The organism is Gluconobacter roseus NBRC 3990 (assembly GCF_006538885.1).
In the GTDB taxonomy this organism is placed as follows: domain Bacteria; phylum Pseudomonadota; class Alphaproteobacteria; order Acetobacterales; family Acetobacteraceae; genus Gluconobacter; species Gluconobacter roseus.
Genome location: NZ_BJLY01000003.1, coordinates 266,243 through 291,264, shown reverse-complemented (window position 1 = coordinate 291,264; position 25,022 = coordinate 266,243). Strand labels below are relative to the sequence as shown.

The 25,022-nt window shown below is 61.4% G+C and carries 21 protein-coding genes; 10 read left to right on the top strand and 11 right to left on the bottom strand.

What is annotated here, in order from left to right; all coding sequences use genetic code 11:
- Nucleotides 1-64: 64 nt before the first annotated feature.
- From gyrA to GRO01_RS13330, 4 genes are all read left to right on the top strand, one after another.
- On the top strand, nt 65-2,908 hold the full coding sequence (gene gyrA / locus GRO01_RS08770) for a DNA gyrase subunit A (RefSeq protein WP_083541420.1): 2,844 nt from the start codon (nt 65-67) through the stop codon (nt 2,906-2,908).
- Nucleotides 2,889-3,419, top strand: coding sequence for a pantetheine-phosphate adenylyltransferase (gene coaD, locus GRO01_RS08765; protein WP_062511007.1), 531 nt, complete (start codon nt 2,889-2,891; stop codon nt 3,417-3,419). The genes gyrA and coaD overlap by 20 nt, the downstream gene beginning before the upstream one ends.
- A gap of 31 nt (nt 3,420-3,450) precedes the next feature.
- Nucleotides 3,451-3,936, top strand: coding sequence for a peptidylprolyl isomerase (locus tag GRO01_RS08760; protein WP_062511005.1), 486 nt, complete (start codon nt 3,451-3,453; stop codon nt 3,934-3,936).
- Nucleotides 3,937-4,124: 188 nt separating this feature from the next.
- Nucleotides 4,125-4,301, top strand: a complete 177-nt coding sequence (locus GRO01_RS13330; RefSeq protein WP_156053226.1) for a hypothetical protein — start codon at nt 4,125-4,127, stop codon at nt 4,299-4,301.
- A gap of 96 nt (nt 4,302-4,397) precedes the next feature.
- Here the strand turns inward: GRO01_RS13330 and ssb are convergent, their stop codons facing one another.
- A complete protein-coding gene (gene ssb, locus GRO01_RS08755; RefSeq protein ID WP_062499917.1) occupies nt 4,398-4,967 on the bottom strand; it encodes a single-stranded DNA-binding protein in 570 nt (189 codons plus the stop codon).
- A gap of 129 nt (nt 4,968-5,096) precedes the next feature.
- Here ssb and uvrA point away from each other — a divergent pair, with 129 nt between their 5' ends.
- The gene (gene uvrA / locus GRO01_RS08750) at nt 5,097-8,141 is read left to right on the top strand and encodes an excinuclease ABC subunit UvrA (protein WP_062511003.1); all 3,045 of its coding nucleotides are present in this window, start codon (nt 5,097-5,099) and stop codon (nt 8,139-8,141) included.
- A gap of 32 nt (nt 8,142-8,173) precedes the next feature.
- On the opposite strand, the gene GRO01_RS13325 is transcribed toward uvrA, so the two are convergent.
- The 4 genes from GRO01_RS13325 to GRO01_RS08735 form a co-directional block, all read right to left on the bottom strand.
- Nucleotides 8,174-8,326, bottom strand: a complete 153-nt coding sequence (locus GRO01_RS13325; RefSeq protein WP_156053224.1) for a hypothetical protein — start codon at nt 8,324-8,326, stop codon at nt 8,174-8,176.
- A gap of 20 nt (nt 8,327-8,346) precedes the next feature.
- Nucleotides 8,347-8,679 carry a hypothetical protein gene (locus tag GRO01_RS08745; protein ID WP_141306953.1) on the bottom strand — a complete coding sequence of 111 codons (333 nt, stop codon included), beginning with the start codon at nt 8,677-8,679 and terminating at the stop codon, nt 8,347-8,349.
- A gap of 29 nt (nt 8,680-8,708) precedes the next feature.
- Nucleotides 8,709-9,659, bottom strand: coding sequence for an oxygen-dependent tRNA uridine(34) hydroxylase TrhO (gene trhO, locus GRO01_RS08740; RefSeq protein ID WP_062510999.1), 951 nt, complete (start codon nt 9,657-9,659; stop codon nt 8,709-8,711).
- 120 nt (nt 9,660-9,779) lie between these two features.
- A complete protein-coding gene (locus GRO01_RS08735; RefSeq protein ID WP_231490424.1) occupies nt 9,780-11,219 on the bottom strand; it encodes an autotransporter strand-loop-strand O-heptosyltransferase in 1,440 nt (479 codons plus the stop codon).
- Between the two features lie 148 nt (nt 11,220-11,367).
- Between GRO01_RS08735 and guaD the strand changes: the two genes are divergently transcribed.
- Together guaD and GRO01_RS08725 are read left to right on the top strand one after the other, a co-directional pair.
- Nucleotides 11,368-12,684, top strand: a complete 1,317-nt coding sequence (guaD, locus tag GRO01_RS08730; protein WP_083541419.1) for a guanine deaminase — start codon at nt 11,368-11,370, stop codon at nt 12,682-12,684.
- A 189-nt stretch (nt 12,685-12,873) separates the two neighbouring features.
- On the top strand, nt 12,874-13,848 hold the full coding sequence (locus tag GRO01_RS08725; protein ID WP_062510997.1) for a DUF3034 family protein: 975 nt from the start codon (nt 12,874-12,876) through the stop codon (nt 13,846-13,848).
- 119 nt (nt 13,849-13,967) lie between these two features.
- Here the strand turns inward: GRO01_RS08725 and GRO01_RS08720 are convergent, their stop codons facing one another.
- Genes GRO01_RS08720 through GRO01_RS08700 form a run of 5 tightly spaced genes read right to left on the bottom strand, consistent with a single transcriptional unit; the run spans nt 13,968 to nt 18,590 of the window.
- Nucleotides 13,968-15,371 (bottom strand): nucleobase:cation symporter-2 family protein, encoded by a 1,404-nt coding sequence (locus GRO01_RS08720; protein ID WP_062510995.1) that lies wholly within the window; start codon nt 15,369-15,371, stop codon nt 13,968-13,970.
- 9 nt (nt 15,372-15,380) lie between these two features.
- Complete coding sequence (gene uraH / locus GRO01_RS08715; RefSeq protein WP_062510993.1) at nt 15,381-15,713, bottom strand: hydroxyisourate hydrolase; 333 nt, start codon at nt 15,711-15,713, stop codon at nt 15,381-15,383.
- Entirely contained in the window at nt 15,710-16,234 is a 525-nt protein-coding gene (gene uraD / locus GRO01_RS08710; protein WP_062510991.1) for a 2-oxo-4-hydroxy-4-carboxy-5-ureidoimidazoline decarboxylase, read from the bottom strand. The genes uraH and uraD overlap by 4 nt, the downstream gene beginning before the upstream one ends.
- On the bottom strand, nt 16,231-17,130 hold the full coding sequence (gene puuE / locus GRO01_RS08705; protein WP_062510989.1) for an allantoinase PuuE: 900 nt from the start codon (nt 17,128-17,130) through the stop codon (nt 16,231-16,233). The genes uraD and puuE overlap by 4 nt, the downstream gene beginning before the upstream one ends.
- A 14-nt stretch (nt 17,131-17,144) precedes the next feature.
- Complete coding sequence (locus tag GRO01_RS08700) at nt 17,145-18,590, bottom strand: SidA/IucD/PvdA family monooxygenase (RefSeq protein WP_062511456.1); 1,446 nt, start codon at nt 18,588-18,590, stop codon at nt 17,145-17,147.
- 173 nt (nt 18,591-18,763) lie between these two features.
- Here GRO01_RS08700 and GRO01_RS08695 point away from each other — a divergent pair, with 173 nt between their 5' ends.
- The 3 genes from GRO01_RS08695 (at nt 18,764) to GRO01_RS08685 (ending at nt 22,832) form a co-directional block, all read left to right on the top strand.
- A complete protein-coding gene (locus tag GRO01_RS08695; RefSeq protein WP_062510987.1) occupies nt 18,764-19,672 on the top strand; it encodes a LysR family transcriptional regulator in 909 nt (302 codons plus the stop codon).
- Between the two features lie 194 nt (nt 19,673-19,866).
- The gene (locus GRO01_RS08690; RefSeq protein WP_062510985.1) at nt 19,867-22,194 is read left to right on the top strand and encodes a TonB-dependent receptor; all 2,328 of its coding nucleotides are present in this window, start codon (nt 19,867-19,869) and stop codon (nt 22,192-22,194) included.
- A 107-nt stretch (nt 22,195-22,301) separates the two neighbouring features.
- Nucleotides 22,302-22,832, top strand: a complete 531-nt coding sequence (locus tag GRO01_RS08685) for a cupin domain-containing protein (protein WP_062510983.1) — start codon at nt 22,302-22,304, stop codon at nt 22,830-22,832.
- A 73-nt stretch (nt 22,833-22,905) separates the two neighbouring features.
- On the opposite strand, the gene GRO01_RS08680 is transcribed toward GRO01_RS08685, so the two are convergent.
- Nucleotides 22,906-25,020 (bottom strand): protein-disulfide reductase DsbD family protein, encoded by a 2,115-nt coding sequence (locus GRO01_RS08680; RefSeq protein WP_371857394.1) that lies wholly within the window; start codon nt 25,018-25,020, stop codon nt 22,906-22,908.
- Nucleotides 25,021-25,022: the final 2 nt, after the last annotated feature.

The window sequence follows — 25,022 nt, the reverse complement described above, 5'->3', positions numbered from 1 at the left end:
GTGTGGCGTGACGGCAGCGCATGCGGTATGCTGAGACAACTGAATTCTAGCGTGGTGACCTGTCTTGACCGAGCTGACCGAGCCGACTGATCTGATCCCTTCCGGCCGTCTTCCTGTGACGATCGAGGAGGAGATGCGCTCCTCCTATCTGGCCTATGCGATGTCCGTGATCGTATCGCGTGCGCTGCCGGATGTGCGGGACGGTCTGAAGCCGGTCCATCGCCGTATTCTCTATGCGATGCGCGAAAGCGGCTTCACCGCCGACAAGCCTTACCGCAAGTCGGCGCGTGCGGTCGGTGACGTGATGGGTAAATACCATCCGCATGGTGACAGTTCGATCTATGACGCCATGGTCCGGATGGCGCAGCACTGGTCGATGCGCGTCAAACTGATCGACGGTCAGGGCAATTTTGGTTCGGTCGATGGCGACAGCCCGGCTGCCATGCGTTACACCGAGGCCCGTCTGGCCAAGGCATCGTCCTTCCTGCTGGACGATATCGACCGCGATACCGTCGATTTCCAGCCGAACTATGACGAGAGCGAGAACGAGCCAAAGGTTCTGCCGGCCGTCTTCCCGAACCTGCTCGTCAACGGCGCGGCCGGTATTGCCGTCGGCATGGCGACCAACATCCCGCCGCATAATCCGGGTGAGGTCATCGACGCCACGCTGGCCATGATCGCCAACCCGGCCATCGAACTCGACGAACTGATGCAGATCATCCCGGGACCGGATTTCCCGACGGGCGGCATCATCATGGGCCGCAGCGGCATCCGTCGCGCCTATGAGACGGGTCGCGGCTCCATTCCGGTTCGCGCCCGCGCCGAGATCGAGGAAATCCGCAAGGACCGTCAGGCCATCATCATCACCGAGATCCCGTATCAGGTGAACAAGGCCACGTTGCAGGAAAAGATCGCCGATCTGGTGCGGTCCAAGGAAATCGAAGGCATTTCCGACATCCGCGACGAGTCCGACCGCTCGGGCATGCGTGTCGTCATCGAGCTCAAGCGCGATGCGACCCCGGATGTGGTGCTGAACCAGCTCTATCGCTTTACGCAGCTCCAGACGTCCTTCAGCGCCAACATGCTGGCGCTCGACGATGGCAAGCCGCGGACGATGGGGCTGAAGGACATCCTGGAAGCCTTCCTGCGCTTCCGCGAGGAAGTCATCCTGCGCCGCGCCCGCTTCGATCTGAACAAGGCCCGCGACCGCGGACATCTGCTGGTCGGTCTGGTTCTGGCCGTCGCCAATATCGACGAAGTCATCGCGCTGATCCGTGCGGCCCCGGATGCCGCAACGGCCCGTGAATCGCTGATGGCGCGGGAGTGGGACGCTGCGGAAGTCATCCCGCTGCTGGAGCTGATCCATGACGAGGGCAATGTCATCATCGATGGCAAGGTCCGCCTCACGGAAGCCCAGGCCCGCGGTATTCTGGAACTGCGCCTGCAGCGCCTGACGGGTCTGGAACGCGAGAAGATCCAGGGCGAACTCGGTGAAGTCGCCCATAAGATCGGCGAACTGCTGGCCATTATCGAGAGCCGTCCGCGTCGTATGGAAGTCATGCGCGAGGAGCTTCTGGCCGCCCGTGCCGAAGTCGCCACGCCGCGCGTGACGGAAATTTCCGACGCACTGGGTGACCAAACCGATGAAAGCCTGATCGAACCTGGCCAGATGGTCGTCACCATCACGCGTGACGGCTTCATCAAGCGCACGCCGCTGGAGGTCTTCCGCTCCCAGAACCGTGGTGGCCGTGGCCGCACAGCCTCCGGGCGCCGTGGAGATGACGTGATCGTCCGCAGCTTCAACGCCCATACGCATCAGTGGGTGATGTTCTTCTCCTCGGGCGGCAAGACCTACCGGATGAAGGTCTGGCACCTGCCGGAAGCCGCGCCGACCGCCAAGGGTCGCGCGCTGGTCAACCTTCTGCCCGAGCTGGGCACGGATTCCATCACGGCCGTTCTGCCGCTGCCGCAGGACGAGGATCTGTGGGAAGACCTGCACCTCGCCTTCGCCACGGCCAGCGGCAATGTGCGCCGCAACCGCCTGAGCGATTTCCGCAACATCCGTGCTTCCGGTCTGATTGCCATGAAGCTGGATGAAGGCGACTCCCTGATCGGCGTGGCCACCTGCCGTGAAGGTCAGGACGTGTTCCTGGCGACGAAAAATGCGCGCTGCATCCGCTTCCAGATCACGGACGAGACGCTGCGTGTGTTCGCCGGCCGTGGCAGCACGGGCGTGCGCGGCATCCGTCTCGGCGAGGGCGACGCCGTCATTTCGCTGTGCATCCTCAATCACGTCGAAGCCAGTGTCGAGGAGCGTTCGGCCTATCTGCGCATGGCCAATGCCAAGCGCCGCGCCGAAAATGCGGCTCTGGATGACAGCACCGAAGACGAGACCGTTTCCGGTGACGAAGAAACCGTCGAGATCACGGGCGACCTGACGCAGGAGCGTTTCGAAGAGCTGGAGCAGCAGGAGGAAATCCTCCTGACCGTGACGGATGGTGGCTTTGGTCGCCGCTCTTCGGCCTATGACTACCGTGTCTCGGGCCGTGGCGGTCAGGGCATCACCAACATGACCTTCTCCGCAAACCGTCGCGGCAAGGAAGTGGTGGGCACCCTGCCGACGCTCGATGGAACGGACGTCATGCTGGTCACGGATACGGGCCGTCTGATCCGCCTGCCGGTGTCGCAGGTCCGTGTCATGGCCCGTCAGGCCAGCGGTGTGACGCTGTTCCGTCTCAATGATACCGAGACCGTCATCTGTGTCTTCCCGGTTCTGGAAGATGACACGGAAGAGGGCGATGCGGATGAAGGATCGGAAGCAGGCGCCAAGGTAATTGGTGATGCCAGTTCCTCCGAAGCGGCTCCTGAAGCACCCTCCGCAGGCGACGATGCTGCACCTGACGCCTGAAACGCCGACTGATCCACGTGTCGGGTTCTATCCCGGCACGTTCGATCCGGTCACGTTCGGGCATCTCGACATCATCCACCGGGCCTCCACCCTGTTCGACCGCCTGCTGGTCGGCGTAGCGGTCAATGAAGGCAAGCAGCCGCTTCTGGATCTGGACGCACGGCTTACGGCCCTGCGCCATGAGGTGAACAAGCTGCCGCATGGCGACCGGATCGAGGTCGTCGGCTTTGATACGCTGCTGGTCGATGCCGTCCGTCAGGCAGGCGCGGGCACGGTCGTGCGCGGGCTGCGATCTGGCGGGGATTTCGACTATGAAAGCCAGCTTTCCGGCGCGCTGCGTCGTCTGGCTCCGGAAATCGAGACGGTCTTTCTGCTGTCTTCTGAAGAACATCGCAGCACGGCCAGCAGGATCGTGAAGGAAATCGCGCGGCTGGGGGGCGATATTTCTCCCTTCGTCAGCGAAGATGTTGCACGTATCGTCTTGTCGAAACTGGGCCGAGGGCCGACATAAGAGCCTTCAATGATTTCTGGAAGGTTCCAAGATGTCCGATACTGCAGTGCCCGACGGCAACAAGCTGGTTTTCGAGCTCAAGACTGGCAAGGTCGTCATCGAGCTGCGCCCCGACCTGGCTCCGCTGGCATGCGAGCGCCTCAAGCATCTGGCCAGCGAAGGCTTCTATGACGGCGTGGCGTTCCATCGCGTGATCGAAGGCTTCATGGCCCAGGGTGGCGATCCGACGGGAACCGGCACGAGCGGCAGCTCCTATCCGGACCTCAAGGCCGAATTCACGGACAAGGCCAAGTTCGAGCGCGGCACGGTGGGCATGGCCCGCACGATGGCACCGCACTCCGCCAACAGCCAGTTCTTCATCATGTTCGCCGACAGCCCGCATCTGAACGGTCAGTACACGATCGTCGGCAAGGTGATCGAAGGCATGGAATATGTGGACCAGCTCAAGCGCGGTTCGGGCGCCGGTGGCGTGGTCAAGGACCCCGATACCATCGTCAAGGCTTATGTCGAAGCCTGAGTCCCACTGAAAAGCAGGACTACGGGAAGGCCGGTGCAGAGACGCACCGGCCTTTTTTTTGCCTTTTTCCCGACGCGCGCATCATGCACCAGTTCATAAGTCGCACTTATGAACAGATAGAAACATAAGATTTCACTCTCCTTTTCCAGAATCGTATGGTCGTCACGATCAGAAAAGGAAGAATAACAATGATGATCAGGAAGAAAGCTCTGGTATTCGACGCAGTATTACTGTCCTGCGCTCTTGCCCTGTCCGCCTGCTCAGGCGGTGTTGCCAATGGAACCGATGGTCGAAGCCATTTCTCCAACACGGTTGCAGTCATGACGCCGGACCCGTCCAGTATTCCGGACCGCGCGGTCTTTTAAGACCCGGCCCGCGGGCTGACGGAAAACGCCCTGCCATGGCGGATGTCGGCTGACATCCGCCATTTTTTATCTGTTACCCAGTTTTTCCTGACAGGATCAGAACGGGATTTCGTCGTCCAGATCGTTGTCCGGCGGGGCATCCCAACCGCCATTGCTGCCACCTGAACGGTTGCCGCCACCAGCGTTCCCGCGGGATCCTCCCCCGAAACCGCCCGAACCGCCAGCTGAGCCGCCCCGGCTTCCGCCGCCGAAGCCGCCACCGCCGCCATAGCCCCCGCCATTGTCAAAACCGCCATCATCGCCGCCACCGCTGCGATTGCTGTCGATCAGCACCAGATCGCCACGGAACCGGTCGATCACAACTTCGGTCGTGTATTTTTCCTGGCCGGACTGGTCGGTCCACTTCCGGGTACGGAGTTCACCCTCGATATAGACCTTGCGGCCCTTGCGCAGATAACGTTCGGCCACATCAGCCGTGCGCTCGTTGAAGATCACCACACGATGCCACTCGGTGCGCTCCTTGCGCTCACCCGACTGCTTGTCGTTCCAGGTGTCGGACGTCGCAACGGTCAGGTTGACGATCTTCGCCCCCGACTGCGTGTTGCGGACTTCCGGATCCTTGCCCAGATTTCCAACCAGAATCACCTTATTGACGCTGCCTGCCATTCCCGTCCCAACCAATTTTCTCGAATTGTTCTTTTCTTATCCTTCTAAACGCCCATCTATGATTGATCCAGCGCCCTTCAAGAGCGTTCTGCTTTCACAATCGCTTTTTCTCCACATTCCGGGGTTTCCGTGAGCTTTCCAGACAACCATTCGATCCGTGTCCGTGGGGCCCGCGCCCATAATCTCAAGAATATCGATGCCACGATCCCCCGTGATTCCCTGACGATCATCACGGGTCTTTCGGGCTCCGGAAAATCCTCCCTGGCTTTCGACACAATCTATGCCGAGGGCCAGAGGCGCTATGTGGAAAGTCTCTCCGCCTATGCCCGCCAGTTCCTCGAGCTGATGGGCAAGCCGGATGTGGACTCCATCGAGGGCCTTTCTCCGGCCATCTCGATCGAGCAGAAAACCACATCCAAGAACCCCCGCTCGACCGTGGGCACAATCACGGAAATCCATGACTACATGCGTCTGCTCTGGGCGCGTGTCGGTATCCCCTATTCCCCCGCGACCGGCCTGCCGATCGAGGCGCAGACCGTCAGCCAGATGGTGGACCGCGTCATGGCCATGCCGGACGGCATGCGCCTGATGCTGCTTGCCCCCGTCGTGAGGGACCGCAAGGGTGACTGCAAGCGCGAACTGGCTGAACTCACACGCAAGGGCTTCACCCGCGTAAAGATCGACGGCGAGCTGTACGAAATCGCAGAAGCCCCTGAACTGAACCGCAAAACGCGTCATACGGTCGAAGTCGTGGTGGACCGGATTGTCGTCAAGGAAGGAATTGAGTCCCGTCTGGCCGACAGCTTCGAGACCGCGCTCGAACTCTCCGATGGCTTGGCCTATGCCGAGGAAGTCAAACGTGCGGGCGAAAAGGAAGCCCCGGCGCATGTCGTGTTCTCGTCCCGCTTCGCCTGCCCCGTCTCCGGCTTCACGATCGAGGAAATCGAGCCACGGCTGTTCTCCTTCAACGCCCCAATGGGCGCCTGCCCGGTCTGTGACGGTATCGGCACCGAGACGCATTTCGACGCGAACCTGATTGTCCCGGATGACAGCCTGACACTGGCCGAAGGCGCCATCGCCCCGTGGAAGGGTGCGAGCACGGACTGGTACGACCAGACGCTCGCCGCCCTCGCCCGCCATTGCGGCGACAACATGAACACGCCCTGGAGCGAGCTTCAGCCCGCAACGCAGGATCTCATCATCAACGGTTCGAAAGAGCCGATCGACATTCCCTATAGCGATGGCGGGAAAGTCCATATCATCACCAAGCCGTTCGAGGGCGTGCTGAAGAATCTGCGCCGCCGCATGGCCCAGACGGACAGCATGTGGGTGCGCGAAGAACTCTCCCGCTACCAGTCAGAAAAGCCGTGCCATGCCTGCCACGGCGCACGCCTCAAGCCCGAAGCCCTGTGCGTGAAGGTCAAGGACCTCAACATCGCCGAAGCCTCGGACATGCCCATCCGCAAGGCGCTCGACTGGTTTTCCACCGTGGAAGCGACCCTCACGCCCCAGCGCGCCGAGATCGCCCGCCGCATCCTGCGTGAAATCACGGACCGGCTGCACTTCCTCGATGATGTCGGGCTGGACTACCTCACCCTGTCACGCGGTTCCGCGACCCTGTCCGGCGGCGAAAGCCAGCGTATCCGTCTGGCGTCGCAGATCGGTTCGGGCCTGACGGGCGTGCTGTATGTACTGGATGAGCCCTCCATCGGCCTGCACCAGCGCGACAACGAACGCCTGCTCGGCACGCTCGAACGCCTCAAGCGCCTCGGCAACACCGTCATCGTCGTCGAACATGACGAGGACGCCATCCGCGCCGCCGATTACCTGATCGATATGGGACCGGGTGCAGGCAAACTCGGCGGCGAAGTCATCGCCGTTGGCACCCCGGCCGAAGTCGCCAAAAATCCCAACAGCATCACCGGTGCCTATCTGTCAGGCCGCAAGGTCATTCCCGTCCCGACCGAACGTCGCAAGCCCAGCGGGATGCTCACCCTGCACGGCGCACGCGGGAACAACCTCAAGGATCTGACGGTCGATTTCCCGCTCGGCACCTTCATCGCCGTCACGGGTGTTTCGGGTGGTGGTAAATCCACGCTGGTCATCGATACGCTCTACAAGGCGCTGTCCCGCCAGCTCATGAAATCGAGCCAGACGCCGCTTCCCTATGACCGTCTGGAAGGCGTGGACAATCTCGACAAAATCATCGAGATCGACCAGTCCCCGATCGGCCGCACGCCGCGCTCGAACCCTGCGACTTATACGGACCTGTTCGCCCCGATCCGGGACTGGTTTGCCGAGCTGCCCGAGTCCAAAGCGCGCGGCTATAAGCCAGGCCGCTTCTCCTTCAACGTGAAGGGCGGTCGCTGCGAAGCCTGTCAGGGCGACGGCGTTCTCAAGATCGAGATGCACTTCCTGCCGGACGTGTACGTGACCTGCGACACCTGCAAGGGCGCGCGCTACAACCGCGAAACGCTGGACGTGAAGTTCCGCGGCAAGTCCATCGCGGACGTGCTGTCCATGACCGTGGACGAAGCCCTGCCGTTCTTTCAGGCCGCCCCCAAGATCCGCGACCGTCTCGCCATCCTGCAACAGGTCGGACTGGGCTATGTCGCCCTTGGCCAGCAGGCCACCACGCTCTCGGGCGGTGAGGCCCAGCGCGTCAAACTGTCGAAGGAACTGGCCAAACGCGCCACCGGCCGCACGGTTTATATTCTCGACGAGCCCACAACCGGCCTGCACACGGAAGACGTCCGCAAGCTGCTCGAAGTGCTGCACACCCTTGTCGATCAGGGCAACACGGTTCTGGTGATCGAGCACAATCTCGAAGTCATCAAGACGGCCGACTGGCTGATCGATATCGGCCCCGAAGGCGGGGATGGCGGCGGTCAGGTCGTCGCAGCCGGAACACCAGAAGATATCGCCGCCTGCAAAGCCAGCCATACCGGCCGCTTCCTCGCCCCGCTGCTGGACGCACCGGGCGCAAGACAGCCGCGCAAGGTCACGGCCACCAAAATCACACAGGCCATGCTCGCCGCCAGCCTGCCGCCACCAAAAGCCGAACGCACTGCCGCGAAAAAGGCAAAAGCCGACAAAGAAAAAGCAGCGGAAAAGGCCACTGAAAAGAAGCCCAGAGGCCGCCCCGCCGGCTCCCGCAATAAGACCAAAGCCTGAACCCGACCTGGTCCTGAAGTGTCAAATCCTCTTCAGGACCAGAGCCCCAGAACATAAGCCAGCCCGAACACCGCCAGAACCGTAGCGTTGAACAGGGCATGGCACAGCGTCGTCGTCCAGAACGGGCTGACCCCCGCATCTTTCCCGGCGGTCAGAAAACAGAAATAGAAACAGCTTCCGCTCACCAGCCCGGTACAGAGGGCCGTCAGGGCACTCCGTCCCAGATCACCGCTATAATGCTCGTAGCAAATGGCCCCACGCAGGCGAGCCACGCCACAAACGGCGTCCCGGACCGCTGCCCCAGCACCTTCCGCACCACCACGATTGGCAACCAGAAGTGCAGAAACGTTTCCATGATGGGTGCGAACACAACGCCCGCCACGGCCAGCACGACAACACCATGCTTCCACGTTGCGGTGGTTCCCCTGAACCCCTCTGCATCAATCAGAAGATGCAGAGGGATGGCGATCAGGGCATTGATCAGCGCATAGCGCCCCGCAATCCGGAACATCCGCTGGGCCACATCCGGCCGCTGCACAACGTCCTCAGCGACCGGCGAGACCGCCGTTATTTTTGGCGGACGCCCAGATGCCCGGCCCGCCGCGCCTGGGCCAGCGCTTCCTGACGCTCACGCTCGGCATAGCGATGGCGCTGCTCTTCCGTGCGTTCGTTATGGCAATGCGGGCACGACACACCCTGCACGAACAGCGGCGAGGCCTTGTCCTTTTCATTCAGCGGACGACGGCAGGCATGGCAGACATCATGCGTGCCGATCTCCAGCCCATGCTTCACCGACACACGCTGGTCGAACACGAAGCACTCGCCTTCCCACAGGCTTTCTTCTTCCGGCACGGTCTCCAGATATTTCAGAATACCGCCCTTGAGGTGATAGACCTCGTCCACACCTTCCGCCCGCGCAAAGGACGTCGACTTCTCGCAGCGAATGCCACCCGTGCAGAACATGGCAATTTTCGGCAGGCGCCCTTTCGCTTCGAGTTCCTGCCGACGCTTGCGGAACCATTCGGGAAATTCGCGGAATGATTTCGTCTTGGGATCTTCCGCGCCTTTGAACGTCCCGATCGCCACTTCGTAATCATTGCGCGTATCAATCAGGATCGTGTCCGGATCGGAAATCAGCGCGTTCCAGTCCTCCGGCGCCACATACCGCCCCACGCCCTGACGCGGGTCGATATCCGGCTCGCCCATCGTGACGATTTCCTTTTTCAGCCGCACTTTCATGCGACGGAACGGCAACTCCGGAGCCCGGGAGTCCTTGCTCTCCAGATCCGCACAGCCCGGCAGCGCACGGATATGCGCCATCACGCGCTTCATGCCCTCCTCCGTCCCGGCAATCGTGCCGTTGATCCCCTCACGGGCCAGAAGCAGGATCCCCTTGATGCCTTCCTTTTCACACAGCTCCAGCAACGGTTCGCGCAACGCGGCCGGGTCTTCGAACGGCGTGAAATGATACAGCGCGACAATGCGGATCGGTTCTAGGGCATCAGGCGCATCAGACATGGGGCAACCATCCGGGACATGGAGACCGCAGACAGAACCGCGATCAGGTGGAACACTCTGGGCCCTGCAAATATCAGGGCCACGCCTGCCATGCCAGCACAGACGACGTTTCCAGAGGCTTTATCCCACCGCAGGACGCTGGCTGTCTGCCCCTGCAAGTGCTCGATCCGTCATCAGCCGCCTGATGGTATGAATCACCTGCGCCCCGGTAATCAGGCGGGAGCATTCGAACTGCCGGTCCGTGCCCTTATGGCGCGGGCACCAGAAGAAGTCCTTGTGATCGAACTGGAAAGCCGGATCGTTCCAGCAGGAATTGCAGGTATGCCAGTTAATGACCCGATAGGGCGTGGCGAACTCATTATCCGGATGCGTGAACCCTGAAATCATCACCACCGGCGTACCCGCCGCGTGCGCCAGCCAGGCCAGCCCGCTCGACAGGCCAATGAAAAAGCTCGCATGTTTCAGCCAGCGAGCGCGCTCTGTCAGCGGCCGGCTGCCGGTCTGGTCCTCGGCGCCATGCGGGATATGGTTATAGACGTAGCTCGTGCCGTGATACGGCTTCTGGTCAATGCAGATGACGCGATAACCCGCTTTTTTCAGAAACGCGATCACGTCATGCCAGCCGCCGGGATTATTCCAGTATTTGCACTGCGTACTGGCCTGCGTGGCAATCACGACATATGGCTCGGCAACGGGCGGCGTCTCGCCATCGGGAATGGTGATGCCCGGCGGCGTATCATTCCAGGGATCAACGCCCAGAATATAGGCCGCCGTCCTGTGCAGACCGACATGCCGGAAGTCCGTCGGCTGGCGGGTATTGTCCTTATCCGTGAAAAACAGTCCGATATTGTAGGTCGCATAGAACCGAGCCGTGAAATCCGGGTCTGCCTTCATGCGGTCATGCCCGACAAGCGTCAGTTCCGGATTGGCACTGACCACAAGCGGCAGGATCGCTTCGGACACCGAACACGTCACTTTTGCACCGCTATCCTGTGCCAGACGCCGGGCCGCCGGCAGCCAGGCCAGCGTATCGCCGAGCGTTCCCACCGGAAGCTGCACAAGAACCGGCTGCCCCGACAGTGCCAGATCGTGATGAACGACCAGTTCCGGCTCTGATCCCGGCTGCTCCAGCCAGACATCCACCGTGAACGGGACGAAGAATTTCTTGGTAGAGGAGACCATGCCGCCCTTCAGGCGTGCATCAAACAGCACATTCCCGGTCACATGATCCGAAAGCCGCACATGCCACTGCGCTCCGGCGGGAACTTTTTCCCCTTCCAGTGACGGCAACATGACACGCGCGCCATCATTGAAGTCGAACCGGACACCCCGCGTACCCTTGATGACCGGCTGAAGCGACGGCGCGTGATACGGCCCCTCGATGGCTTTGGCCGATGAAGACGCTGAACCGTCATTGCCGCCAATGCCGGAATCCGTCACATCCGCCGTCTCCGGCACAGGCACGGCAACCGTACCACTTGTTGTACCATCCAGGGGAACAGCAAGTCCTTCCGGAACATCCAGTGCAACCGGGGGCGTAACAGAATCACTCGACATCATCGGCGGATACTCCGTGGCTCATACGGAAGAACGCCTGCACGCCGGCTCCCCCTGCAAAGGTTGTAAGACACCCACCCTAGACTGCCAATCCGCAGGCTTCCTCACAAACCCGCTCCCCCCGCCAGAATGCCTGCGATAAGGTGGCTCCATGACCCAGACCAGAGCCATTCGCGGCCCCTACCTGACCTTCCATGCCGATCCGTTCACCGTCGATCCCATGGAGGCCCTCCATCACGAGCCCGACGGCCTAATCCTGATCCAGGACGGTCTCATCACTGCTGCCGGCGCATGGGACAGTCTTCGGGATCAAATTCCCGACGGAACAAGCGTAGACCATTACCCCGACATGCTGATTTCCGCCGGCATGATCGACACGCATGTCCACTACCCACAGCTCCCGGTCATCGCGTCTTACGGCGAACAGCTTCTGGAATGGCTGGAAAACTACGTCTTCCCCGCCGAAGCCCGCTACGCTGACATCACCTATGCTCGCGCTGTCGCCCGGCAGTTCCTGAGCGAACTCCTGCGCGTCGGCACCACAACGGCCGCCGTGTACTGCACCGTCCATCCCCAGTCCGTGGACGCGTTCTTCGAGGAATCCGAGCGCCTCAACACCTGCTTGATCGCCGGCAAGGTCCTGATGGACCGCAACGCCCCCGAGAACCTGCGCGACACCCCCCAAAGCGGCTATGACCAGTCCGCCGAACTCATCGCCCGCTGGCACAACCGCGGGCGGCAGCTCTATGCCGTCACCCCGCGCTTCGCCCCCACCAGCACACCCGAACAGCTTGATCTCGCAGGCGCCCTGCTCGCCACGAAACCCGGCCTGTTCATGCAGACCCATCTGCTCGAAAACCGTTCGGAAATTGCCTGGGTGCGCGAACTCTTCCCCGATCGCGCCTCCTATCTGGACGTGTACGACAAGGCCGGTCTTCTGCGTCCGCGCGCCATTCTCGCCCATGCCGTTCACGCCGAGGAAGCAGACTTCCAGCGCTGCCACGACACCGGCTGTTCCATCGCGCACTGCCCCGGCTCGAACCAGTTCCTCGGCAGCGGCTCGTTCCCGCTCTTCAAGGCTCTCAATCCTGAACGCCGCGTCCATGTCGGGATCGGCAGCGATATCGGCGCCGGGCCTGCCCTGTCGCTGCTTCAGGTTCTGTCAGACGCCTATAAGGTCGCCCAGGGCCTGCAAACCAGACTCCATCCGGCGCAGGGTCTCTGGCTCGCCACGGCTGGCGGCGCACAATCCCTCGGCCTCGAAGACCGGATCGGCAGTATCAGGCCCGGCCTCTATGCCGATCTCTGTATTTTCGATCCTGCCGCCACCCCGCTGGGGCGGATCCGCACCCAGACCGCCGAGACCCTTGCCGACCGTCTCTTCGCCCTCACCATGCTCGGCGACGACCGCAGCATCGTGGCTACTTATGTTGCTGGTCAGTTGCTTCACCAGCGGAAGACGGCATGAAGCCGCTGGAACACACCTCATTCCAAAAATAGGCACTCGGTGTCATTTTTACTTTGACTCTGAAAAAGTTTTGAACTCTAGGGTTGTCTTAACTATTTTTCAGAGTCGCAGCGGTAATACTGGGAGCAGTATTTAATCTGCGAGAATACTCCGGCTCATCCTCGGGCTCGCGACTTAAAAGCAGGCACCATGTACCGTTTTCCGTATTCCGTGCAGTCTTTCCGTTCCCTGATGTCCCTGACAGTGGTTCTGTCCCTCGGTGCCTTCACTGCAAGCCAGACCGCATATGCCGCCGACAGCGCACCGCAGGTCACGCTTGGCAATGATGGGAACAGCAACGGGCAGTCCATGTTCCGCACTCTCTTTGACGGACAGCGCGCTCTTGGAACCAGCGGCCTGTCCTCGCTCGAAGGGGCCAGCGGCGGCGGTATCGCAAGCTGGGCCACCATCGGCGGCTATGGCTCCAACAAGAGCGCTGGCATGGCCTTGCACTACAGCTATGTGAACCTCACCAGCTACTGGGACCAGAATGTCGGCGCCTCGATGGGCTTCTTCGACCGTGTCGAAATCTCCTACACCCACAACTTCTTCCAGACCCGCGGCACCGGCGCAAAACTCGGCATCGGCAACGGCTATCAGTTCGATCTCGACGTCGCAGGTGCTAAGGTTCGCCTCTTCGGTCACGTCGCGGACAACACCCTGATCCCGCAGGTCGCCATCGGCGGCATGTACAAGCATGACAGTGACGGCAAGGTCATCCACGAAGTCGGCTCAATGCATACCGACGGCGGAGACGCCTACCTTGCCGTGACCAAGCTGTTTCCAAAAATCGGCATCCTGATCGACACCACCGTCCGCTTCACCAAGGGCAACCAGTGGGGCATCCTCGGTTTCGGCGGTGACAAGGACAACAACTATCACGCCCAGTTCGAAGGCTCGCTCGGCTATCTGCCGTCCTTCATTCCAGGGCTGGTCGTCGGCGTCGAATACCGCACCAAACCCCGCAACCAGCGCTTCACCGACGAAAGCAACTGGTTCGACGTCTACACCAGCTATTTCGTCAACAAGCACCTGAACGTGACGCTCGCCTATGTGTCACTAGGGACGATTGCGACTTACAGGAACCAAACGGGTTTCTATTTTTCCGCCCAGACCGGCTTCTGAAGGGGCGATCCGGGCTCTGCCCGGACCCGGCAGGGATCTTGATCCCTGCACCCTGATTTCATGAATTGGTTTCCAAAGGCCCCCGGCTTTTGGCGGGTTTCAGGGCAGAGCCCTGAGCCTCACCCCTCCCGGATCCGCTCATCAATCAGCGCCTCGCGCGGCACGTCCATCGCATATGCTGCCTCATGAATTGTCCGCTTCACGTTGAAAATCAGATGCAGCAAAATCGCTGATAGGGACCCAAGCGTAATCCCGCTGCCGAACACGATCTTCGCCCACATCGGAAACGTATCGGAGATATGCGGCTGAGCCGTCGCCAGCATGCTCAATCCAATGCTGGTGCCCACAATAATGACGTTGCTCTGCCGGTTGAAATCCACCCGTGACAGCGTCTGCACACCCACGACCGCCACAGTCGCGAACATTGCCAGCGCCGCCCCACCCAGAACCGGCAGCGGCACCGCAGCGACCAGCGCGCCCAGACGCGGCAGGCAGCCAAGCATCATCATGATGACCGCCGCAGCCGCGACGACCCACCGGCTCTTCACCCCCGTCATGCGCACCAGCCCGACATTTTCGGCAAAGCACGTATAGGGAAAGGAATTGAGCACGCCACCGAGCATGGTCGCGATACCATCGGCGCGCAGGGTGCGGGCAATGTCTTCGGACGTGATCGGCTTGTCGACGATTTCGCCCGTCGCATAGACGTTCCCGATCGTCTCGATCATGGAAATCGTCATGACGATCACCATCGACAGGATCGAGACCGGATGGAATGTCGGCATCCCGAAATAGAACGGATGCGTGATGGACAGGAGCGGCGCGGACGCCACATCCCCGAAATTCGCATCCCCCAGCATCCACGCCACCAGCGTCCCCAGAACCAGTCCGATCAGCACGGCGATCGTGGCAATAAACCCACGGAAGAGCCGCTGGATCACCAGAATGGAGGCCAGTGTCCCCAGCCCGTACCAGATGCTCCGCAGCGGAACATGGTCCTGCATCACCGACGGACTGGCGCCCGAAACAATGTCATTCGCCGCGACCGGCAAAAGCGCCAGACCGATAATGAGAATGATGGAACCCGTCACAACCGGCGGGAAAAACCGCACCAGCCCCGCGAAATGCCGCGCCATCAACAACGTGACGAACCCCGCCACGATGACGGACCCGTAAATGGACAACAGCCCCGGCGTCCCGCCTCCGACGGCAGAGCCAATGGCAATCATCGGCCCCACAGCCGTGAACGTCACGCCCTGCAACAGCGGTAGCCGCACCCCAACCGGACCGAACCCCACCGCCTGAAGCAGCGACGCGATCCCGCAGGTGAACAGATCCGCATCAATTAGATGGATCAGCGTCTCGCGCGGCAGATGCAGCGCACCCGCCACGAGGATCGGAACAATGACCGCCGCCGAATAGAACGCCAGCACATGCTGCAACCCATAGGCCCCAAGCCGCCAGACCGGCAGTTTCTCGTCAACGGGATGCAGACCGGTCGTCGCGGCGTTCTCGGCAGTCATGAAAAGCCCTCAGCTTCCGCGATAGGTGGAATATCCGAACGGCGCCGCCAGCAGCGGCACATGCGCATGAGACTCTGCCGCCAGCCCGAACACGAGCGGCACCACATCCAGGAACGGTGGATCGGACAGAACCTGCCCGCCTTTGCGGAAATAATCGCCAATCCGGAATTCCAGACAATACGTCCCTTTCGAAACAGCAACATCCCGCAACTCCGGGCAACGTCCGTCCGCATTCGTCTGCCCTTCGAACAGAACCCGCTCTCCTTGCAGAAGGCGCAGACTCACCCCCGCGGCAGGCTTGCCGGAAACCGTATCAAGAACATGCGTGGACAGAGAACTCATGACGCAACCAGATCCTTCAGACGGAGCGCTGCAATCGCATCGATCTGCGTCAGCGCCTCGGTCAGTTCCTTTTCGGGAGTGCCAGCCAGACGGCGCTCCATTTCATCCATAATGACGGTCTTCGCAGCTTTTCCCGGTGCGGCCACTTTGCGCACGCAGATCACGAACGGCATGGAAAACCGCGCGCGATACGCGTCATTCAGCCCCCGGAAACGCTCATATTCCGCAGGCGTCAGACGATCCAGCCCGGCGGACGCCTGTTCCGAAGCGGAATGTTCCGTCAGATCCGGATCGATCCCGGCCCGGTGCCCAAGCTCCGGATGCGCCCGCACCAGCGCAAGCTGCGCCTCTGCTCCCGCAGACCGTACAGTCTGCGCAAACGCGGACAGCATCGCGTCCACATCCGCAAAAGGCCGCGTCTTCAGCGCCCCTTCCGCCACCCAGGGCGAATGTTCGTAAAGCCCACCGAACTGCGCGACAAACGCCTTGGCCGACAGTGCATTAACGTCAGAAATCTTCATGCCGGATGCACAGACAGCCAGTGCCGCGCGATATCCAGCCGCGTCGCCACCCAGACATCTTCATGCTTGCGGATATGCTCCAGAAACTTCAGCAGCCCCATCGCCCGTGCCGGTTTGCCTGCCAGACGGCAATGCAGCCCGACCGACATCATCCGCCCGCCCTCGCGATACAGCATGTCGAACGCATCGCGCAGATAGGTGAAAAACTGCTCGCCTTCCGTAAAGCCGTTCAGCGCTGCGAACTTCATGTCATTGGCATCAAGCGTATAGGGCACGATCAGCTGCGGACGGCCATTGGTACGGTCGTAATATGGCAGATCATCCGCATAGGAATCCGCGTCGTAAACAAACCCACCTTCTTCCGCGACCAGACGCGCCGTATTCGGGCTCGTGCGTCCCTGGTACCAACCGAGCGGCCGCTCTCCCGTGACTTCGGTATGCAGCGCAATCGCCTCGCGGATATGCGCCCGCTCCACGTCTTCGGGGAAATCCTGATAATCGATCCAGCGCAGCCCGTGGGACGCAATCTCCCAGCCGCTCTCCTTCATGGCCGCCACAGCATCCGGATTGCGGGCCAGCGCCTTCGCCACACCAAACACCGTTACTGGCATCCCCGCCTCGTCGAACAGACGCCGCAGCCGCCAGAACCCAGCCCGGCTGCCATATTCGTACAGACTCTCCATCTGCGCACAGCGCGCCCCGATGATGGATTTCGTGCCGATCATTTCGGACAGGAACGCTTCGGATCCCGCATCACCATGCAGGACCGAGTTCTCCGCCCCTTCCTCATAATTGATGACGAACTGCACGGCGATGCGCGCGCCATTCGGCCATTTCGGATCAGGCGGCGTGCGGCCATAGCCGATCATGTCCCGCGGATAGCTGTCCTGCGTCATGGGCGTCTTCCTTCTCAAAGCACCGGCGGATCGAGACTGACGAGTTCTTCCGTGTCATAGGCCAGAAGGCTCGCCAGATGCCTGTCGCCATCCTCGACAAACAGATCCCGCGCGATACCCCGCGCCAGCTTTTCCACACCAAAACGCATCCCGCTGATGGAGGCGCCGGAAAGACCCATGCTCGGCATGGCGCCGAACGTGAAATTGTAGATTGCCGCCAGCATCGGCGACTTCGGATCGGCCGCATTCTTCGGCAGGAACTGGAACCGCGCGCCCAGATACGGATGGCTGCCAAGAAGCTCGCTTTCCTCACCGGCAGGCGGCGTGAAGTGATCGCGCCACAGCATGACCGAAGACGCAAAATCCTGCGTCTCCGGCCGCTGGGACAGGTCGATCGAGAACCCCGTCCCGATGATCAGGAAATCGAACCGCATCTCGCCCTGCGGCGTCGTCACCACGACTTCATCCCCGTCCATCCGCGTCGCCGTCCAGGGCGTTCCGGGATGGAAGGCAAAATTCTCATGACGGCGGCAGCGCCAGAACGTGTCCTGCGGCGGCGGCTGGTTCAGGCTGTAGATCTGCCGCATGAAACGCCAGCGCGTCAGATCCGGCAGCTCCGAAAAATGCGCGAGGAAGCCCGCATTTTCCATCCAGCGATACGGATTAATGGCCGGAATCTTCGTCCGGCGCAGGCACAGATCCACACGCCCCGCCCCTTTTTCCAGAGCCGTTGCCGCATTGTCGAACGCCGAAGCGCCCGCGCCCAGAACACCGATCCGCTTGCCCTTGAGAGCGTCGAAATCAATATCCTCATGCGTGTGCGCATAAACGGATTTCGGCAGCGTATCGGAAATGAAGGACGGCACATGCCACGTCCCGCCACCTTCGATGCCCGTCGCCAGCACCATCCGCCGCGCCAGACGTACCGTTTCCTGACCGGCCGCATTACAGAACGTCAGTCGCAGTAGCCCGTTGTCCCAGCCGACATGCACCAGTTCCTGATCGTTGACGACCGGGATGTCGAGCGTCTCCCGCACCCAGTCCAGATAGGCCTGCCAGTCATGGCGGGAAATCTTGTCCAGATCCTCCCAGGCCTTCGCCCCATAACGCGCCTCGAACCAGGACTGCGGCGTGAGATTCGGAATCCCGAGGTCCGGCCCCGTCACATGCTTGGGCGTGCGCAGCGTGATCATGCGCGCAAACGTTACCCACGGGCCTTCGCCGCCTTTGGACGCCTTTTCAAACACTTCCACATTGGTCACACCCTGTCGGCGCAGACCGAAGCACGACGTGATACCGCCCTGCCCCGCACCGATAATGGCCACATCCAGAACCGCCTTCCCGTCCCGCTCCTGCGTCAGGCTCCAGTTGCCGGTCGCATAGCGGATTTTCGCCAGATCCTCCCGCACACGCTCCGAAAGCGCAGCCAGAGCATCGACGGGAGAAACGGTGGATGTCATGTGGTCAAATCCCAAAAAACCGGTACGGACAAAGCAGCATCCGGACGCCGCCAGACCGTCTTTCCGCAACAAAATGACAGGTCACCTGTCGGTCGGGATAGTTTCATACCGTTGTAAGGGCGTATACTCCATAAAAACGCATCTCCCGTTCGCAAAAAGAGAGCAGTTATTTCATGCCTGTCTTCTCACGCTTCCTGCGTTACTTTCTTGCCGTTGCCCAGCACGGATCGATCCGCCGGGCCTCCGAACATCTGCGCATCGCCGCTTCGGCCATCGACCGGCAGATCCTCCAGGGCGAGGAATCCCTCGGCACCCCCTTGTTCGAGCGTCTCCCCACCGGTCTGCGCCTGACGGCGACGGGCGAACTCCTCTACGCCCATGGCAAGCAGTGGTCGCGGGATCTGACCAATATGTGCGTCCAGATCGAGGACATGCGCGGCCTGCGCCGGGGACAGGTGGACATCGCTGTCCCAGACGCCCTGACCCGCGGCTTCCTGCCCCGCCTGCTCCGCGCCATGCGCACGACCCATCCCGGCATCACCATCTGCACCCATGTCCTCGATAACAGCCGCATCCAGAATGCCCTGATCGACGGCTCGGTCGATGTCGCCCTGCTGCTCAATCCGACCCATGCGCGCGGCCTTCTGGTCCGGGCCCACAAGGATTTCCCGCTCGGATTCGTCTGCCTGCCGAACCATCCCGTTGCCGAACGCAAAAGCGCCCGCTTCAGCCTGGCCATGAACTATCCCATGATCATGCCCGAAGCCCCGCTCGCCCTTCAACGCCAGATCGAGATTCTGGAAATTGACAGCAATCTCGATATTCAGGCCGCTGCGACGTCCGACAATATCCAGATGATCAAGTCCCTGGTGCGTGAAGGTATCGGCCTTGGAATCCTGAGTGCGCTCGACGTCATGGACGAAGTTACCCGCGGCGAACTGGCCTTTATTCCCATTTCCAACCACGATCTCTCACCCCTGACACTAGCTTTGTGCGTCGATCACTCCCGCCAACTCTCGGGTGCCGCACGACTGGTGATTTCCGAGCTTGAGAAAGAGTTCCTGTCCCCCGCCGCGCAGTAACCTTGCAGCCCCTCGCATAACGCGGCCAATGGGAGACATAGACTGTCACATTTTTGCACCACCCTAAAAACGGCAATGCCCTGCCCTGCATTTTATCTTTGATGCAGATAGGCCATCCGTTTTACATCCACGTTTCGAATAAATACCGTTCCCAAAGTGAACCTTTCGTTTCGACAGGACAGGAGCCCGGCAGCATGAAAGACAACCGTTGGTCACCGGGCTACCGACGTCAGCTCCTTGCAGTCACCTGCCTTGCCGGCAGCGTCCTCGTCGCTTTCGGCACGAGCGCTCGCGCCGCGCAGGCAACGAAACATTCCGCTCCGCGCCACCATACGCCCGGCCGCAGCACGACGCGTCCTGCCACTACTCCGGTCCGCGCAAAGGCCGCCCCGCGCCCGCATGCGCTTGATGCCTCCGCTGCCGAAACGGTCTCCGTCACGTCGTCGCGCCGCGCCCTGAACGGTGGCGGTGGCATGATGCGCGTCGAGACGGCACCCCATGCTGTCCAGACCGTCAGCAAGCAGTTCATCGACATGCGCGCGCCGACCAGCACCGCGCTCGACCTGATCCAGAACCTGCCGAGCCTCAACGTCACCACCCCGGATTCGTCGGGCATGGAAGGCGGGCAGATCCAGTCCCGCGGCCTGACCGACCTCGACATGGGCCTGATGGTGGATGGAGCCCCTGCCGCAGCTGCCAAGTATCTCAGCGAAAACGTCGATTCCGAGAACCTCGAAAGCGTCAGCGTCACGCCGGGCTCTTCCGCAACCGACCTTCCCGTTATGTCGGCTGCTGGCGGCGTCATGGCCGAAGAAACGCGGACCCCCGCACAGAAGCGCGGCGGCCTGATCGATTTCTCTTACGGTACTAACAACCTGTCGCGCGAGTTCATCCGCCTCGAATCCGGCGAGATCGGCCATAGCGGCGTGCGTGGCTACTTCTCGTTCTCCAACACGCATGCCCGGTCGTGGATGGGTGCTGGCATCAACCAGCGCAAACATATCGATTTCGGCCTGCAGAAAGACTGGCAGAACGGTTCCAACGCCAAGTTCTTCCTGTCCTGGAACTCCGCTGACTTCATCATCGACAACTACCCGACCTCCGACCAGTTCTTCCGCTACAAGCACACCGGACAGGGCTACGGCCGCACGAACGACAAGACGAGCAACAACTACTGGGGCAACAATAACGATCACTGGAACCAGATTTTCATCTCGGCTCCGGTGCATATCGCCCTGCCCTCGCGCCTGTCGCTCGACATCCACCCGTATTTCAGCTTCGGGCAGGGCTGGGACGCCTCACCGGGCGGCACCACGACAGACGAGACCGGTGCCACACGCGGTCTGACCAATTACTTCCTGCAGAACGAATACCGCTCGGTCGGTACGGTCGCGAAACTCAACTGGGAGATCGACCGTCACAACACGTTCTCGGTCGGCTACTGGTATGAGAACACCCAGACGATCCAGTCCTACCCCACCAGCTACCAGATGCCGGATGGCAACGCGCCAAGCCCGAACAACGCAGCCTATCTGATTTCTGCTGGCGACAAGCAGACGGCAGGTTACGAAATCCACTCGCTGTTCGTGCATGACACCGCCAAGTATTTCAACGACCACCTGACGGTGGACGCCGGCTTCAAGTTCGTCATGACGAACATCTGGAACAAGGACTATTACGGCCGTCAGGAAGGCAACCGCACAGCGCCTCTGCCGCAGCTTTCAATCGGCTATCGCATCAACAACCACCATCAGATCTACCTGAATGTGGAAGGTGATTACCGTCAGCCCAGCGCGGTCGATCTCGGCTGGCTGTACACCAGCGTCGCAATTCCCAAGAACCAGTATTCCATCAAGGAAGAACTCGGTTACCGCTATCACGACGATCACATCATCGCCGATATCGCCTTCTTCAACTACAACGTCACGAACCGCATCGTGGACCAGTATATCGGCATGAACAGCTACAAGCCGTTCAATGTCGGAAACCAGCAGATGCGCGGATTTGACGTGATGGTCGCGGGCCGGCCCATCCACGGCTTCAGCCCCTATGCTTCCGTGGAATATCTGCACGCTTCGCAGGACAGCAACGTCTTCGATCCGTATCTGAACACGATGCTGCATTCCAAGGGCACGCAGGCTGTCATGGCCCCGCATGTCATCGCGAACTTCGGCCTGACCTATACCTACAAGGGCTTCTTTGCGAACGGCGCCGTGCACTATACCGGCCCGCAGTCCGTCAGCATCGCCGGCGACCAGCGCATCCCGGGTTATGTCACCGATACGCTCTCGCTGGGCTATCACTTCAAGCCGTTCATGTTCGCGAAGTCCCCGACCTTCCGCCTGAACTTTACCAACCTGACCGGCTCCGTCGTCCGCACCGGCGCCATGGGCGCGGTCTACAGCGCCAAGGACCCAAGCACCGTCTACAGCGGCAACATGGCGTCCTATACCGGCTACGGAAACTCTTTCATGGTCGCCCCGCGCTTCACCATGACCGGAACGGTCTCCACCGCCTTCTGATCCTGCGGGAGAGGGACCAATCCGGCTCCCTGTTCCAAACCCGGTCTCCTCCGCTGCGTTGCCGCAACACGGCCCGCACGAGTCCTCAAAGGACGGAGGAGATCCCCATGCCCCCCAGCAGTTTTCCCAGAAAGCAGTCTGCCTGTTCAGCCCTGCTTCTCGGCACGGTACTCACCCTCACACCACTGGCTCATGCGGCTCCGGTCCCGACCGAACCCGTGCAGAACCAGTCCGGTGTCACGATCATTCCAGGCTCGGACGCCGTGAAATGGCAGCCCGCGCCGCCCATGTTCCCGCATGGAACGAAAATCGCCGTCCTGACGGGCGACACCGGAAAGCCCGGGTCTTTCACTCTGCGCGTCATGATGCCCTCGGGCTCGTTCATTCCACCCCACACCCATAATCTGGACGAGATGCTTACCGTCATCAGCGGCAGTATCCAGCATTTCGTAGGACAGGATTTTTCCGCAGCACAGCAGCGCAATATGGGCCCGGGCGGTTTCGTGCATCTGCCGGTCAACGTGCCCCACGCCATCAAGGCCGGAAGCCAGGGCGCAGTCCTTCAGGTCTCAGGCATGGGACCATTCAGCATGGCCTATGTGAACACGCAGGATGATCCCCGCAACACGGGCCGCTGAAAACCACCGGATATGAAAAAACCTTGCTCCCGGCCCGGGAACAGGGTTTTCAAAACTCAGAAAAGCGGTGCGCTTATTTCCCGATCGTCGAGGTCACGATGCCCGGCGTCAGGATCTGCGGCAGAACGACGCCCTCCTGATGCGGCGCGTAATACATATAGAACGGCACGCCATCGCGCCCGTGGGCCTTGAGGAACGCAGCAATCGCGGCATTGCGGTTCGTCCAGTCCCCCTTGAGGAACACGATCCCGCGGGACCGGAAAGCCTCCTGAACGGACGGCACATCCAGCGCCACACGCTCATTGACCATGCAGGTAATGCACCAGGATGCCGTCATGTCGATGAACACCGGCTTTCCCTGCGCCCGAAGCTCCGCCAGACGCGCTTCGGAGAACGGTTCGACACCCGCTTCCACTGCCCCGGCTGCCACGGGAGCAGGCGCGGCCCGCAATCCCTGCGCCAGCGCCGCACCGCAAACCACGACGCATAGGGCTGCCACAACACGGCAGAACGCCACTGTCCCACGCCCCCCTTCCAGCATCGAACGCCGCTGTCCGACGCCGTAGATCCAGCCCGCAAAGCCGAGCAGCACAACGCCCCCGGCCGTCAGCGCCACGAACGTCACGCCCCGCTGGATCGCCGCGACCCAGAGCAACCACACACAGGTCGCAAACAGCGGAAACGCCAGAACCTGTTTGAGAATCCCCATCCAGGCTCCCGGCTTCGGCATCCGCGACGCCACGCCCGGAACCCCCGCCACCAGAATATACGGAAACGCCAGTCCCAGCCCCATCGCCAGGAACACCAGAACGCCCATCACCGGCGGTCCGCCCAGTGCGCCCGCAATCGCCACACCCATGAACGGCGCCGTGCAGGGCGTCGCCACAATGACCGCCAGCAGGCCCGTCATCATGTCACCACCGCGACCACCTCCGGTCTGCACCTGTCCCAGACGCCCGGCGCTGACTTCAAACACGCCCAGCAGATTCAGGCCCATCAGGAACAGCAGCCAGCAGACCCCGACCACAAATCCCGGCGACTGGAACTGAAAGCCCCATCCGGCCGCAGAGCCGGCCAGACGCAATCCGATCATGACGATGCCCAGAGCCGCAAACGCCCCCATCACCCCGATCGTATAGAACAGCGCACTCTGAAGCTGCATGCCCCGTCCGGCACCGCCCATTTTCGCCAGAGACAGCGCCTTCATCGCCAGAACCGGAAACACGCAGGGCATCAGGTTCAGGATCAGTCCGCCCACAAAGGCAAACAGCAGAACCCGAAGCCATCCCGCTCCCGTCGGTACCTCCGCACCCGATGCCTGATCCGCCTGCACAGGCGCAGGCGCAGAAGCCGCTCCTCCAACCGGACGCGCCTCAATCTGCAAGGGACTTTCCTGCCCCGCCGCATCCTTGAGCACGACAACACCCACAAGCGGCTTATCCCGATGCGCCGATTTCAGGAACTTCAGCCCCAGCGTCAGCTGCCCGTCTGACACATGCAGCTTCTGGTCCGCGACCTGATCGATCACCCCCCCATCCTGCGGCAGGAACCACGCCTGCGACACGGACGCTGCAGACAGCCCCTTACCCGAAAGCGTCAGAACACCATCGGCAGACACACTGGCCGCAAACGGGGATGTCACCGGCATGGCCGCATCTGCCTTGTGGAACAGGGCCGCCTGCGCCCCTTCCGGAGCATCCTGCGCCGAAGCTGGCAGCGTCAGCGTGAAATCACCACTTTCGGGAATGCAGACCTGCGCACAGACAAGCCACTCCCCATGCGCATGAAGCGTCGTGCCACTTGAACCCTTGAGAACCAAATCCTCCGGCAGCGTCGCCTCATTGACATAGGCGTAGGACATGAGGCCGCCCTCACTGATCCGCACCGGCACCGGCCAGTGGATCGGACCGCCCTTGCCCGTCGCCCCGCCATCAGCGGTCACATCCAGCGTCGGCGTATCCCCGGCATCGCCCGGATTGATCCAGTAGGTATGCCAGCCCGGCTTGAGCTGAAGCCGCAGCCCGACACGCAGATGCTGGTCCGGCCCGACCGCATCGCGATCCGTGACAAGCGTCGCGCTATCGTTCGCGGACGTGACAGGCGCACTCTCTGCCGCCAGCGCGGACGCAGACCCCAGACCAAGAAACCCTGCCAGAAGCAGGGCGGACACACTGAATACTCGATGCAAGG

Coding starts and splice junctions, on each gene's coding strand:
- GRO01_RS13330 (WP_156053226.1), top strand. CDS start 4,125: ATGATGATCAGGAAGAAAGCTCTGGTATTCGACGCAGTATTACTGTCC.
- GRO01_RS08690 (WP_062510985.1), top strand. CDS start 19,867: ATGAAAGACAACCGTTGGTCACCGGGCTACCGACGTCAGCTCCTTGCA.
- coaD (WP_062511007.1), top strand. CDS start 2,889: ATGCTGCACCTGACGCCTGAAACGCCGACTGATCCACGTGTCGGGTTC.
- uraH (WP_062510993.1), bottom strand. CDS start 15,713: ATGAGTTCTCTGTCCACGCATGTTCTTGATACGGTTTCCGGCAAGCCT.
- GRO01_RS08695 (WP_062510987.1), top strand. CDS start 18,764: ATGCCTGTCTTCTCACGCTTCCTGCGTTACTTTCTTGCCGTTGCCCAG.
- GRO01_RS08725 (WP_062510997.1), top strand. CDS start 12,874: ATGTACCGTTTTCCGTATTCCGTGCAGTCTTTCCGTTCCCTGATGTCC.
- uraD (WP_062510991.1), bottom strand. CDS start 16,234: ATGAAGATTTCTGACGTTAATGCACTGTCGGCCAAGGCGTTTGTCGCG.
- GRO01_RS08735 (WP_231490424.1), bottom strand. CDS start 11,219: ATGATGTCGAGTGATTCTGTTACGCCCCCGGTTGCACTGGATGTTCCG.
- GRO01_RS08700 (WP_062511456.1), bottom strand. CDS start 18,590: ATGACATCCACCGTTTCTCCCGTCGATGCTCTGGCTGCGCTTTCGGAG.
- trhO (WP_062510999.1), bottom strand. CDS start 9,659: ATGTCTGATGCGCCTGATGCCCTAGAACCGATCCGCATTGTCGCGCTG.
- puuE (WP_062510989.1), bottom strand. CDS start 17,130: ATGACGCAGGACAGCTATCCGCGGGACATGATCGGCTATGGCCGCACG.
- GRO01_RS08760 (WP_062511005.1), top strand. CDS start 3,451: ATGTCCGATACTGCAGTGCCCGACGGCAACAAGCTGGTTTTCGAGCTC.
- GRO01_RS08685 (WP_062510983.1), top strand. CDS start 22,302: ATGCCCCCCAGCAGTTTTCCCAGAAAGCAGTCTGCCTGTTCAGCCCTG.
- ssb (WP_062499917.1), bottom strand. CDS start 4,967: ATGGCAGGCAGCGTCAATAAGGTGATTCTGGTTGGAAATCTGGGCAAG.
- guaD (WP_083541419.1), top strand. CDS start 11,368: ATGACCCAGACCAGAGCCATTCGCGGCCCCTACCTGACCTTCCATGCC.
- GRO01_RS08720 (WP_062510995.1), bottom strand. CDS start 15,371: ATGACTGCCGAGAACGCCGCGACGACCGGTCTGCATCCCGTTGACGAG.